We start from the raw sequence: 13103 nt of genomic DNA, 5'->3' as shown, positions 1-13103 counted from the left end.
ACACCATGCTCGCTTCGCCGATAAACCTGCACGCCTGGATCGAGGAAAACCGGCATCTGTTGAAGCCGCCGGTCGGCAACAAGATGATCGACAACGGCGATTTCATCGTGATGGTGGTCGGCGGGCCGAACAGCCGCACCGATTTCCACTACGACGAAGGCCCGGAGTGGTTCTACCAGCTGGAAGGGGAGATGGTGCTGAAGGTGCAGGAGGATGGCGCGGTGCGCGATATCCCGATCCGGGCCGGCGAGATCTTCCTGCTGCCGGGCAAGGTGCCGCACTCACCGCGGCGCCCGCCCGGTGGCGTCGGCCTGGTGGTGGAACGCAAGCGCCTGCCGCATGAACGCGATGGCGTGATCTGGCATTGCGAGCGCTGCAACCACAAGCTGTACGAAGAGTACTTCACGCTGCAGAACATCGAGACCGACCTGCCGAAGGTGTTCGCGCACTACCAGGCCAGCCTGGAACTGCGCACCTGCAGCGCGTGCGGCCACGTGGATCCGTTGCCGGCGCCAGCGGATTGAACGTTCGCCGGGCATGGCCCGGCGCTACCCAAGCACGCGACCTCCGGGTAGCGCCGGGCCACGCCCGGCGAGCGCACCGCGAGGCATCATGCATGCCCCAGGCGCTACACTGGCAACCCCGTTGCAGCCTGTTGCCCGACCATGTCCGACCTGCTCAGCCGCACCCACGCCATTGCCCTTGATGCCGCCGATCCGCTGCGGCCGCTGCGGCAGGAATTCCTGATTCCGCGCCACGGTGGCGGCGAGCAGACCTACTTCGTCGGCAACTCGCTGGGCCTGCAGCCGCGCGGTGCGCAGGCTGCGGTGCAGGAAGTGATGAAGCAGTGGGGCGAACTGGCAGTGGAAGGCCACTTCACCGGGCCGACCCAATGGCTGTCGTACCACCGCCTGGTCAGCGCACAGCTGGCGCGCGTGGTCGGTGCACTGCCCAGCGAAGTGGTGGCAATGAACACGCTGAGCGTGAACCTGCACCTGATGATGGTCAGCTTCTACCGGCCCACGGCCGAACGCCCGGTGATCCTGATGGAAGCCGGCGCGTTCCCGACCGACCGCCATGCGGTGGAGGCGCAGATCCGCTTCCATGGCTTCGACCCGGCCGACTGCCTGGTGGAAGTGCAGCCGGATGAAGCCAGCGGCACGATCTCGATGGCTGCCATCGAGCGTGCGATCGCCGCGCACGGTCCGCGCCTGGCGCTGGTGTTGTGGCCCGGCGTGCAGTACCGCAGCGGCCAGGCCTTCGACCTGGATGCGATCACCCGCGCCGCACGCCTGCAGGGCGCGCGCATCGGCTTCGACCTGGCGCACTCGGTCGGCAACCTGCCGCTGCGCCTGCATGACGTCGCCCCGGATTTCGCCGTGTGGTGCCACTACAAGTACCTCAACAGCGGCCCGGGCGCCGTGGCCGGTGCCTTCGTGCACGAGCGCCATCATCGCGACACCACCCTGCCGCGCTTCGCCGGTTGGTGGGGCCACGACGAAGCCACCCGCTTCCAGATGGCACCGCAGTTCACGCCGGCGGTCGGTGCCGAGGGCTGGCAGCTGAGCAACCCGCCGATCCTCGGCCTGGCGCCACTGCGGGCATCGCTGGACCTGTTCGAACGCGCTGGCATGGAATCGCTGCGCAGCAAGTCGCTGGCACTGACCGGCATGCTCGACGCACTGGTACGCGCGCGCCTGCCGCAGGTGCTGGAAATCGTCACCCCGGCCGAGCCGGAGCGCCGCGGCTGCCAGCTGTCGCTGCGGGTGATCGGTGGCCGCGAGCGTGGACGCGCCCTGTTCGAACACCTGCGCGCCATCGGCGTGCTGGGTGACTGGCGCGAACCGGACGTCATCCGCATTTCGCCCACCCCGCTCTACAACCGCTACCTCGACGTGCACCACTTCGTCGAGGAAGTGGAAGCCTGGGCTGGCCTGTAAGCCGCCCTCCCCTACTGCTGGACAGTTCGTTGATCGCACATGCATCCCGCTCGCTGAGCATTGTCGGCGCCGGCCTGGCCGGATCCCTGCTGGCCATCCTGCTGTCACGGCAGGGCTGGCGCATCACCCTGTACGAACGCCGTGGCGATCCGCGCATCGCCGATTACGAAAGCGGCCGTTCGATCAACCTGGCCCTGGCCGAGCGCGGGCGCAACGCGTTGCGCCAGGCCGGCGTGGAAGACGAAGTGATGGCGCGGGCGGTGATGATGCGCGGGCGCATGGTGCATCCGCGCGAGGGCGAGCCGCAGCTGCAGCGTTATGGTCGCGACGACAGCGAAGTGATCTGGTCGATCCATCGCAGTGACCTGAACACCACGCTGCTGGAACTGGCCGAGCAGGCCGGCGCCACCGTGCATTTCCACCGCCGCCTGCACACCGTCGATTTCGATGCGGGCTACGCACGCTTCATCGATGATCGTGACGACAGCCCGCACGATATCCGCTTCGATACGCTGGTGGGTGCCGATGGCGCCGGCTCGGCGCTGCGTGCGGCGATGAACCGGCGCGAGCCGCTGGGCGAGGACATTGCCTTCCTCGACCATTCCTACAAGGAACTGGAAATTCCGCCGGGCGACGATGGCGGCTTCCGCATCGAGCGCAATGCCCTGCATATCTGGCCGCGTGGCCACTACATGTGCATCGCCCTGCCCAACCACGAGGGCACCTTCACCGTCACCCTGTTCCTGCCCAACGATGGCGATCCGAGCTTTGCCACGGTCACCACCGGCGCCCAGGCCGAAGCGCTGTTCGCGCGTGAGTTCGCCGATACCCTGCCGCTGATTCCCAACCTGCGTGCAGACTGGGAGCAGCATCCGCCCGGCCTGCTCGGCACCCTCACCCTGCAACGCTGGCACCAGCAGGCACGTGCCGTGCTGATCGGTGACGCCGCGCATGCGATGGTGCCGTTCCACGGCCAGGGCATGAACTGCGCGTTCGAGGACTGCGTGGCGCTGGCCCGCCATCTGATGGAGGCGGACGACCTGCAGAGTGCGTTCGCCGCATTCGAGGCCGAGCGCAAGCCGAACGCGCGTGCGATCCAGCAGATGGCGCTGGAAAACTATCTGGAGATGCGTGACAGGGTGGCCGATCCGGCCTTCCTGCTGCAACGTGAGCTGGAACAGGAACTGCAGCGGCGCTGGCCCACGCGTTTCGTCCCGCACTACACGATGGTGACGTTCCTGCACACGCCCTACGCCGAGGCACTGCGCCGCACCGACATCCAGCGCGCGATGCTGATCGCCGCCACTGCAGGCCACGATACGCTGGACAACATCGACTGGAACGCACTGCAGGCGCAGATCCATGCGCAGCTGCCGGTGCTGGAGGGCGCGCACTGATGGCCGACAGCTTCCTGTTCTACGACCTGGAAACCTTCGGCCAGGATCCGCGCCGCACCCGTATCTCCCAGTACGCGGCAATCCGTACCGACAGCGACCTCAATGAGATCGACACGCCGGTCAGCTTCTTCGTTCGCCCGGCCGATGATCTGCTGCCCTCGCCGATGGCAACGATGGTCACCGGCATCACGCCGCAGCAGGCGCTGACCGAAGGCATCAGCGAAGCCGAGGCGTTCGATCGCATCAACGAGCAGCTCTCGCGCCCCGGTACCTGCGCACTGGGCTACAACACCCTGCGCTTCGACGACGAGTTCATCCGCTACGGCCTGTTCCGCAACTTCCACGACCCGTACGAACGCGAGTGGCGCAACGGCAACTCGCGCTGGGACCTGCTGGACATGCTGCGACTGATGCATGCCATCCGCCCGGACGGCATCCACTGGCCCAAACGCGAGGATGGCGCCACCTCGTTCAAGCTGGAGCATCTGGCCGAGGCCAACGGCGTGCGCGAGGGCGATGCCCACGAAGCGCTGTCGGACGTGCGCGCGACGATCGGCATGGCGCGCCTGTTCAAGCAGTCGCAGCCGCGCCTGTGGGACTACGCGCTGAAACTGCGCGACAAGCGTTTCGTCGGCAGCCTGCTCGACGTCACCGCGCTGAAGCCGGTGCTGCATATCTCGATGCGCTACCCGGCCAGCCGCCTCTGCGCGGCACCGGTGTTGCCGCTGGCGGTACATCCGACCATCAACAACCGGGTGATCGTGTTCGATCTCGACGGCGACATCGATGACCTGCTGGAACTGCCCGCCGACGTGATCGCCCAGCGCCTGTACCTGCGCGCCAGCGAACTGCCCGAAGGCGTGGCCCGGGTGCCGTTGAAGGAAGTGCACCTGAACAAGGTGCCGGCGCTGGTGGCCTGGAACCACCTGCGCGCTGATGACCACGCACGACTCGGGCTGGACGTGGCGGCGATCGAAGCCAAGGCCGAACGCCTGCGCGCGTTCGCGCCGCAGCTGGCCGAGAAGGCGCGCCAGGTCTACAACCAGCCGCGCGTGGCGATCGTCTCCGACGTGGATGCTTCGCTGTACGACGGCTTCCTCGGTGCCGGCGACAAACCGCTGCTGGCACTGGCACGGACCACGCCACCGGAACAGTTGGCGGCACTGGAAGGCCGCTTCCGCGACCCGCGCTTGCCCGAGCTGTTGTTCCGCTACCGCGCCCGCAATCATCCCGACAGCCTTGCACCGGAAGAACGCGAGCGCTGGAATGCCTATCGCCGCCAGCGCCTGTTCGGCGAGGAAGGCATGGGCGAACTCAACCTGGCCCAGTTCCAGCAGCAGCTCGACGCGCTGGCAGCCGAAGCACCCGACGATGCCCGCCGCGCCGCGCTGCTGCAATCGCTGCGTGACTGGGGCCAGCACCTGCAGGAGGACCTGTGAGCACCTATTTCTCCGATGCCAGTTTCAAGTTCCTGCGCAGCCTGGCGCTGCACAACGACAAGACCTGGTTCAACGACCATCGCCAGCAGTACGAAGACCACGTGCGGCAGCCATTCCTGCGCCTGCTGGGCGACCTGCAGCCGGCGCTGGCCGAGGTCAGCGGACACTTCCGCGCAGACACGCGTGGCGTGGGCGGCTCGTTGTTCCGCATCCACCGCGACGCGCGGTTCTCCAACGACAAATCACCGTACAAGACCTGGCAGGGTGCCCGCCTGTTCCATGAGCGCCGCCGCGAAGTGGCCGCACCCTCGTTCTACGTGCACCTGCAACCGGGCGAGAGCTTCGTCGGTGCCGGGCTGTGGCATCCCGAACCGGAAACCCAGCGCCGCGTCCGCCACTTCATCCTCGACAACCCGGGAAGCTGGAAGGCGGCAGCGCACGCACCGGCGCTGCGCAGGCGTTTCGACTTCGAGGAAACCGAGAAGCTGGTTCGCCCACCGCGCGGCTTCCCGGCTGACTTCGAGTTCATCGATGACCTCAAGCACCGCAACTGGGTGATGTGGCGTTCGCTGGACGATGCCACGATGACCGGCCCGCGCCTTCTGTCCACGCTCGGCAAGGACCTGGCGGCGCTCGGCCCGTTCGTGGACTACCTGTGCGCTGCACTGGATCTGGAGTTCTGAACGGCGCCGGTGGCATCGCTGGGATCACCCGCCGTTCACCACCGGCAACCGTACTTGCGGCAGGCTGTGCACCATGAAGAAGCTCATTGGCATCCTCGTTCTGCTGATCGCTGTGGTGGCCGCCTGGTGGTTCGGCGGCCCCTACCTGACCGTGCATGGCCTGTCCAAGGCCATCGAACAACGGGACACCGCCCGTCTGGAGCGCTACGTGGATTTCCCACGCGTGCGTACCAGCCTGCGTGCCCAGCTCAATGACTACCTGGTGCGCCAGGCCGGCCCCGAGGTCGCTGCCAGTCCCTTCGGTGCCCTGCTGTACGGGTTGGGTGACCAGCTGGGCGGCGCTGCGGTGGACACGATGGTCACGCCCACCGGTATCGGCGCGATGTTGCAGGGCCACGTCCTGTGGAAGCGCGGCCGCAATGAACTGCAGGGCGGCGAGGCCTTGGCTGCAACCGAGCCGGCGCGACCGCTGAAGAACGCCGAACACCACTTCGAAGCCCTGGACCGCTTCGTGGTCGACGTCGATCGCGGCCCCGGCCAGCCTCCGTTGAAGGTAGTGCTGGAACCGCAAGGCCTGCGCTGGAAGGTGGTGGACCTGCAGTTGGGGATGTCAGGCAGCCCGTAACCGGTAGCGCCGGGCCATGCCCGGCGACGATCACCCTTCGTTGGCGACACCATGCGGCACGTGGCCAGCGGCTACGTGTTCACGAGCACTGTCGATGTTGTGCTGCGAATCGTCAAAGAAGATGTCGGCACCGAACGCCTGCAGGAACGGGCCCTTGTGCCGCCCGCCAAGGAACAGCGCCTCGTCCAGGCGCACGCCCCATTCGCGCAGGGTACGGATCACCCGCTCATGCGCCGGTGCAGAACGCGCGGTCACCAGCGCCGTACGGATGGGCGCGCTGTCGCCGGCCGGGAACACTTCCTGCAGCGTGTGCAGCGCGGAGAGGAAACCGCGGAATGGACCGCCACTGAGTGGCTCGCGTGCACGCTCGCGTTCGTGCCGGCCAAAGGCTTCCACGCCCTGCTCGCGCGAAATGCGCTCGCTCTCGTCCCCGAAGATCACCGCATCACCATCGAAAGCGATGCGCAGCTGCCCGGCCGGGCGGGTGATGTCGATCTGGTCGGCGGCAGCGGCAGCGGTCTCACCCGGCGGCTTGGGCAGGATGGTGGCCGCAGCGATGCCATGGCGAAGCGCGCTGCGCACCGATTCCGGATTGGCCGACAGGAACAGGTCGGTGCCGAACGGCTTCACGTACGGCCAGGTCGGCTCACCGGCGGTGAAGGTCGCGCGGATGATGCCCAACCCGTAGTGCTGGATGGAATTGAAGATGCGCAGGCCGGTATCGGCCGAGTTGCGTGAAAGCAGGATCACTTCCACGCGCGGGTTCTCGGGGCTGGCGCCCTGGTTCAGTGCCAGCAGCTTGCGCACCACCGGGAAGGCCACGCCCGGCCCGAGGATGTCGTCCTCGTGCTGGCGCTGGTACTCGGCATAGGCGGCCACACCATCGCTCTCGAACAGCGCATGGCTTTCTTCCAGGTCGAACAGCGCACGCGAGGTCACCGCGACGGTCAGCAAACGGGGGGAGTTGTCGCCCATCGGTGGGGTCCTTCAAGCGGTCGGCAGTGCCGGCCGCCTATTGTCGTCAAAAAACGAACTGTTCGCTCAGGATCCGGTCTTCAAGGTTGTGCTCCGGGTCGAACAGCAGGGTTACCCGGTGCTCGCGCGACTCACGGATCGTCACTTCGACCACATCGCGGGTCTCGTGCGAATCGGCGGTGACGCTGACCGGACGCTTGTAGGGATCGAGCACGCGGAAGCGCACTTCGGTGTCGGCCTTCAGAATGGCGCCGCGCCAGCGCCGCGGGCGATAGGGGGCCAGCGGCGTCAGGGCGATGGTGTGCGAGCCCAGCGGCAGCACCGGCCCATGTGCAGAGTAGTTGTAGGCGGTGCTTCCGGCCGGAGTGGCCACCAGCACGCCATCGCCGATCAGTTCGCCCACCCGCTCCTGGCCATTGAGGTCGATGCCGATATGCGCCGCCTGCCGGGTCTGGCGCAGCAGCGAGACATCGTTGTAGGCCAGCGAGCCGGTGGTGGTACCCGATTCGGTCAATGCCATCATTTCCAGCGGGCGCAGGTGGGCCGGCTCGGCACGGGCGATACGCGCATGCACGTCGTCGTCGCCGCGGTACTGGTTCATCAGGAAACCCACCGTGCCCAGCTTCATCCCGAACACCGGCCTGCCCAGGTGTCCGTGACGATGCAGGGTCTGCAGCATGAAGCCATCGCCGCCGAGCGGGCACAGCACATCGGCCTGGTCCGGGGCGTGGTCGCCATAGCGCGAGACCATCGCCGCACGGGCCATCTGTGCAGGTTCGGTGGTACTGGCCAAGAAAGCGATGCGGGGGGTGTCGCTCATCGGTGGATCCGGGGGAAGGCTTGGTGGAGAGCATAACCGAGCACCGCTGCGCTCGCCGGGCATGGCCCGGCGCTACCTGCTCCGCCTTACATCGGTAGCGCCGGGCCACGCCCGGCGGTCGTCCGCAAGAAAAAACGGCCCCGCTTTCGCGGGGCCGTTCCGGTTCACGCATGCCAGGCGTGGCCTGGCACTACCTCACTTACGCGCCGTGGGCAGCGAGCTGACCCAGGCGCTGCACCGCGACCGAAACGGTCGGGTAGTCGAGGGTCTTCTGCTCGGCCAGTTCGGCCAGCATCGCCAGCGTGAAGCGCAGGCTGCTGTCGTCACGACCGATCCACGCGGCCACCTTGGCTTCAGCGGTGCTGCCCTTGGTCGCCAGCACCTGGCCGGCCAGGCTGCGGTGGTGTGCGGCCAGTTCGTCGCGCAGCACGCCACGTGCCACTGCGTGCCAGCGGCCGTTGACCTCCAGCGCGTCGATCTGCTCGAACAGCCACGGCAGCTGCAGGGCATCGCCCAGGCGGAAGTGGATCTTGGAAACATCCACCGGCTTCAGCTTGCGGGTACGGGCCAGTTCGATGATGTCGAACGCCGGTTCCAGGAAGTGCAGTTCGGCCAGCTGCTGTGCCAGCGCCGACGGCAGGCCCTTTTCCTTCCACTCGGCCACCAGGGCTTCGTAGGTCGGACGCTGCGAATCCGGCAGCACACCCGAAGCAACACGGATGTCGTTGAACGGACCCTGGTAGCGGTTGACCGCCTCGGTGATGCCCGGCATCGGGCCCGGGCGCGACAGCAGCCAACGCACGAACGAACGCTGCAGCTTCCAGATCACTTCCAGCGCGTCGATCTGCACCGACTCCGGCAGCGTGCCGTCGAGGGCATCGATCTGCGCCCACAGCGCGCGTGCATCCAGCGTTTCGCGGCTGATGGTGTAGGCCTTGGCGACCTCGGCAATGGAACGGCCGGTGTCTTCCTGCATGCGCATCAGGAAGGTGGCGCCCATGCGGTTGATGGTCTGGTTGGTCACGGCCGTGGCGATGATTTCGCGCTTCAGGCGGTGACGCTCCATCGCGTCGGCGTACTTCTTCTGCAACGGGGTCGGGAAGTAACGCTGCAGCTCCTTGGACAGGTACGGATCTTCCGGGATGTCCGAATCCAGCAGCTGCGCGAACGCCACCAGCTTGGAATAGGACAGCAGCACCGACAGTTCCGGACGGGTCAGGCCCTGGCCGCGTGCCTTGCGCTGGGACAGCTCGGCGTCGGACGGCAGGAACTCGATCTGGCGATCCAGCAGGCCCTGCTGTTCCAGGGTACGGATGAAGTGCTGCTTGGACCCCAGGCGCTTGACCGCCATCCGCTCCATCAGGCTCAGGGCCTGGTTCTGGCGGTAGTTGTCGTTGAGCACCAGCGCGGCGACTTCGTCGGTCATCGACGCCAGCAGCTTGTTGCGCTGCTCGACGGTCAGCTTCTTGGCCCGCACCACATCGTTGAGCAGGATCTTGATGTTGACTTCGTGGTCGGAGGTATCCACACCGGCCGAGTTGTCGATGAAGTCGGTGTTGAGCAGCACGCCGGCCTGGGCAGCTTCGATGCGGCCCAGCTGGGTCATGCCCAGGTTGCCGCCCTCGCCCACCACCTTGCAGCGCAGCTCGCCACCATTCACGCGCAGGGCGTTGTTGGCGCGGTCGCCGACATCGCTGTGCTGCTCGCTGGCGGCCTTGACGTAGGTACCGATGCCGCCGTTCCACAGCAGGTCGACCGGTGCCTTCAGGATCGCGCTCATCAGATCGTTCGGCGACAGCGCCTTGACGTTCTCGTCCAGGCCCAGCACTTCACGCACCTGCGGGGTGATCTCGATCGACTTCAGGCTGCGCGGATACACGCCGCCGCCCTTGCTGATCAGCTTGGCATCGTAGTCCGCCCAGCTCGAACGCGGCACGGTGAACAGACGCTCACGTTCGACGAACGTGGTCGCTGCATCCGGGTTCGGGTCCAGGAAGATGTGGCGGTGGTCGAACGCAGCGACCAGGCGGATGTGGCGCGACAGCAGCATGCCGTTGCCGAACACGTCGCCGGACATGTCGCCGACGCCAACCGCGGTGAAGTCCTGGGTCTGGCTGTCACGGCCCAGTGCACGGAAGTGGCGCTTGACCGACTCCCATGCGCCGCGCGCGGTGATGCCCATGCCCTTGTGGTCGTAACCGACCGAACCGCCGGAGGCGAATGCATCGCCCATCCAGAAGCCGTGCGCGATGGCCAGGCCGTTGGCGATGTCGGAGAAGGTCGCGGTGCCCTTGTCGGCGGCCACCACCAGGTACGGATCGTCCATGTCATGGCGCACGACATCCACCGGCGGCACGATCTTGTTGTTGACGATGTTGTCGGTGATGTCCAGCAGGCCCTGGATGAACAGCTTGTAGCAGGCCACGCCGTTGGCGAAGATCGCATCGCGATCACCGTTCACCGGCGGCATCTTGGCGAAGAAGCCGCCCTTCGCACCGACCGGCACGATGACGGTGTTCTTGACCATCTGCGCCTTGACCAGGCCCAGCACTTCGGTACGGAAGTCTTCGCGGCGATCCGACCAGCGCAGGCCGCCACGGGCGACGGCACCGAAGCGCAGGTGGGTACCTTCCACGCGCGGGCCATACACGAAGATTTCGCGGTACGGGCGCGGCTTGGGCAGGTCCGGCACCAGGGCCGAATCGAACTTGAAGCTGATGACATGGCCGTGCTGGCCATTGGCATCGGTCTGGTAGTAGCTGGTGCGCAGGGTCGCATCGATCACGCCCATGAAGGAACGCAGGATGCGGTCCTCGTCCAGGCTCGACACGCGGTCCATCAGCTTCAGCAGCGCTTCGCGCGCGGCCTGCATCTGCGTATCGCGGTCACCCTTGCGGGCGTCGACCACGGTCTTGAGCACCTTCAGGGTGGCCTCGTCGCCGGCAGCTAGCACCTCGAGGTGGGCCTTCAGCTGCGCCTGGCCAGCGGCGATGTCTTCCTTGCTTTCATGGCCGGTGGCCGGATCGAAGCGGGCTTCGAACAGTTCCACCAGCAGGCGTGCCAGCAACGGGTAGCGGGTGAAGGTGCCTTCGACGTAAGCCTGCGAGAACGGCACGCCGGTCTGCAGCAGGTACTTGCAGTAGCCACGCAGCATGGCGACCTGGCGCCAGTGCAGGCCGGCAGCCAGCACCAGGCGGTTGAAGCCATCGTTCTCGGCATCGCCGTGCCAGACGCGGGCAAAGGTCTCACCGAAGGCTTCATCGACGCTGGCCGCATCGATCGCACCAGCGGTCGACTCGACCTCGAAGTCCTGCACGTACACCGGCGCGTTGTCCACCGACAGGCGGTACGGACGCTCGGCGATCACGCGCAGGCCCATGTTTTCCATCATCGGCAGCGCGTCCGACAGCGGGATGTCATCCAGCTGGCGATACAGCTTCAGGCGCAGGCCATCGCCGGATTCGCGCGGCACGGCCTGCAGGCTCAGGCGCAGGTCGTCCGGACCGGTCAGCGCGTCGAGCTGGCTGACATCGTTGGCGGCAACGGCGGTGCTGTTGTCTTCGATGTAACCGGCCGGCAGCGCCTTGCCGATACGTGCAGCAATGCGCAGGCCTTCGGCTTCACCATGACGGGTGACCAGCGCTTCGCGCAGGTCGTCCTGCCAGTTGCGCAGCACCTGGGCCAGCTTCTGCTCCAGTTCGGCGGTATCGACGTCGAGCATTTCGCCCGGCTTCGGACGCACGATCAGGTGCACCTGGGCCAACGGCGATTCACCCAGCACCACCGAGCTGTCCACGTACTCGCCGTGCAGCGCTTCCTTGAGCATCGCTTCGATGCGCAGGCGCACGTCGGTGTTGAAACGCTCGCGCGGCAGGTAGACCAGCGCGGAAATGAAACGGCTGTACTTGTCGCGACGCAGGAACAGGCGGCTGCGCACACGCTCCTGCAGGCCCAGCACGCCCATCGCGGTGCGGAACAGTTCGTCCTCGCTGGACTGGAAAAGTTCTTCGCGCGGCAGGGTTTCCAGGATGTGGCGCAGGGCCTTGCCGCTGTGGCTGGAGCCGGCCAGGCCGGACTGCTTCATCACGTGCTCGTAGCGCTGGCGCACCAGCGGGATTTCCCACGGGCGGCGGTTGTAGGCGCTGGAGGTGAACAGGCCGAGGAAGCGCTGTTCGCCGATGATCCTGCCCTTGGCGTCGAATTCCAGCACGCCGATGTAGTCCATGTAGCCGGCGCGGTGCACGCGCGAACGGGCATTGGTCTTGGTCAGGATCAGCGCGTCCTTCAGCCCGGACGTGGTGTTCAGGCCCTGCGCGGCCAGGGTCTTGACCGGACGTGCAGCGGACTTGTCCTTGCCGCGCATCAGGCCCAGGCCAGTGTCGTTCAGCGGCGCCAGCACGTCTTCCTTGCCCTGCTTCTCGACGCGGTACTCGCGGTAGCCGAAGAAGGTGAAGTGGTTGTCGGCGGCCCAGCGCAGGAATTCCTGTGCTTCCTTGCGCGAAGCGGCGTCGACCGGCAGCTGGCGGCTGCCCAGGTCGTCGGCCAGCGCCAGCGCCTTGTCCTGCATCGGCTGCCAGTCGCGCACAATGGCGCGCACTTCGTCCAGCGCCTTGTTGATGGCCTGCTCGATGTCTGCCATGGCTTCGGCCGGCTGGCGGTCGATCTCCAGCAGCATCACCGATTCCAGCTGGCCCTCGCCGACCTTGGTCAGCTTGCCGGCCTTGTCACGGGTGAAATGCAGAACCGGGTGGCCCAGCACGTGTACGCCGATGCCATGCTCGGCCAGTGACATGGTCACGGTGTCGACCAGGAACGGCATGTCGTCGTTGATGATCTGCAGCACGGTGTGCGGCGATTCCCAACCGTTGGCCTTCGCGGTCGGATTGAACACGCGGACATTGGCCTTGCCGGCCTTGCGGGCACGGGCGAATTCCAGCGTTTCGGCTGCGAGCGCGGCCCACTCCTCAGCGCTGTGATGGGGGAACTCGTCGGCCTCCATGCGCTTGTAGAAATCGGCGGCGAATGCCACTGCCTCGGCCTGGGCGGCCGCGGGGTAACGCTTGCGCAAGGCCGTGTACACCGGCTCCAGGGAGAAACCAGCGGTCACTGCGACCTCCGACTCAACTGGTTTGCTTTTGTTTTTCACGGTCTTGGCTGCGGTTTTTTGCGGTTTCATGGCAGAGCGGCGCGCTTGCTCAGTTGGGAAAATGAAATTGTAGCCCTA

General features: G+C 66.4%; 9 protein-coding genes. 6 read left to right on the top strand and 3 right to left on the bottom strand.

Going from position 1 to position 13103, the window contains the following annotated elements; translation table 11 throughout:
* Window positions 1-5 precede the first annotated feature (5 nt).
* The 6 genes from K5K93_RS19930 (at window position 6) to K5K93_RS19905 (ending at window position 6084) form a co-directional block, all read left to right on the top strand.
* On the top strand, window positions 6-524 hold the full coding sequence (locus K5K93_RS19930; RefSeq protein ID WP_093819066.1) for a 3-hydroxyanthranilate 3,4-dioxygenase: 519 nt from the start codon (window positions 6-8) through the stop codon (window positions 522-524).
* 141 nt (window positions 525-665) lie between these two features.
* The gene (gene kynU / locus K5K93_RS19925; RefSeq protein ID WP_222388898.1) at window positions 666-1940 is read left to right on the top strand and encodes a kynureninase; all 1275 of its coding nucleotides are present in this window, start codon (window positions 666-668) and stop codon (window positions 1938-1940) included.
* 29 nt (window positions 1941-1969) lie between these two features.
* Window positions 1970-3337 carry an NAD(P)/FAD-dependent oxidoreductase gene (locus K5K93_RS19920; protein WP_222388896.1) on the top strand — a complete coding sequence of 456 codons (1368 nt, stop codon included), beginning with the start codon at window positions 1970-1972 and terminating at the stop codon, window positions 3335-3337.
* The gene (gene sbcB, locus K5K93_RS19915; protein ID WP_222388893.1) at window positions 3337-4776 is read left to right on the top strand and encodes an exodeoxyribonuclease I; all 1440 of its coding nucleotides are present in this window, start codon (window positions 3337-3339) and stop codon (window positions 4774-4776) included. The genes K5K93_RS19920 and sbcB overlap by 1 nt, the downstream gene beginning before the upstream one ends.
* Window positions 4773-5459: a DUF2461 domain-containing protein gene (locus K5K93_RS19910; RefSeq protein WP_025876858.1), complete on the top strand. Its 687-nt coding sequence runs from the start codon at window positions 4773-4775 to the stop codon at window positions 5457-5459. Before sbcB ends, K5K93_RS19910 begins: the two co-directional genes overlap by 4 nt.
* A 73-nt stretch (window positions 5460-5532) precedes the next feature.
* Entirely contained in the window at window positions 5533-6084 is a 552-nt protein-coding gene (locus tag K5K93_RS19905; RefSeq protein ID WP_093819061.1) for a DUF2939 domain-containing protein, read from the top strand.
* Between the two features lie 30 nt (window positions 6085-6114).
* On the opposite strand, the gene K5K93_RS19900 is transcribed toward K5K93_RS19905, so the two are convergent.
* The 3 genes from K5K93_RS19900 to K5K93_RS19890 all read right to left on the bottom strand — a co-directional run bounded on the left by K5K93_RS19900 (window position 6115) and on the right by K5K93_RS19890 (window position 13055).
* On the bottom strand, window positions 6115-7059 hold the full coding sequence (locus tag K5K93_RS19900) for a 5'-nucleotidase (RefSeq protein WP_033831508.1): 945 nt from the start codon (window positions 7057-7059) through the stop codon (window positions 6115-6117).
* Between the two features lie 46 nt (window positions 7060-7105).
* Entirely contained in the window at window positions 7106-7879 is a 774-nt protein-coding gene (locus tag K5K93_RS19895; protein WP_025876850.1) for an NAD kinase, read from the bottom strand.
* A 199-nt stretch (window positions 7880-8078) separates the two neighbouring features.
* Entirely contained in the window at window positions 8079-13055 is a 4977-nt protein-coding gene (locus K5K93_RS19890) for an NAD-glutamate dehydrogenase domain-containing protein (protein WP_222388891.1), read from the bottom strand.
* Between the last annotated feature and the right edge of the window lie 48 nt (window positions 13056-13103).

The organism is Stenotrophomonas sp. DR822, assembly GCF_019793815.1.
Classification (GTDB): Bacteria; Pseudomonadota; Gammaproteobacteria; order Xanthomonadales; family Xanthomonadaceae; genus Stenotrophomonas; species Stenotrophomonas indicatrix.
This window is presented reverse-complemented; position numbering and strand designations above follow the sequence as displayed.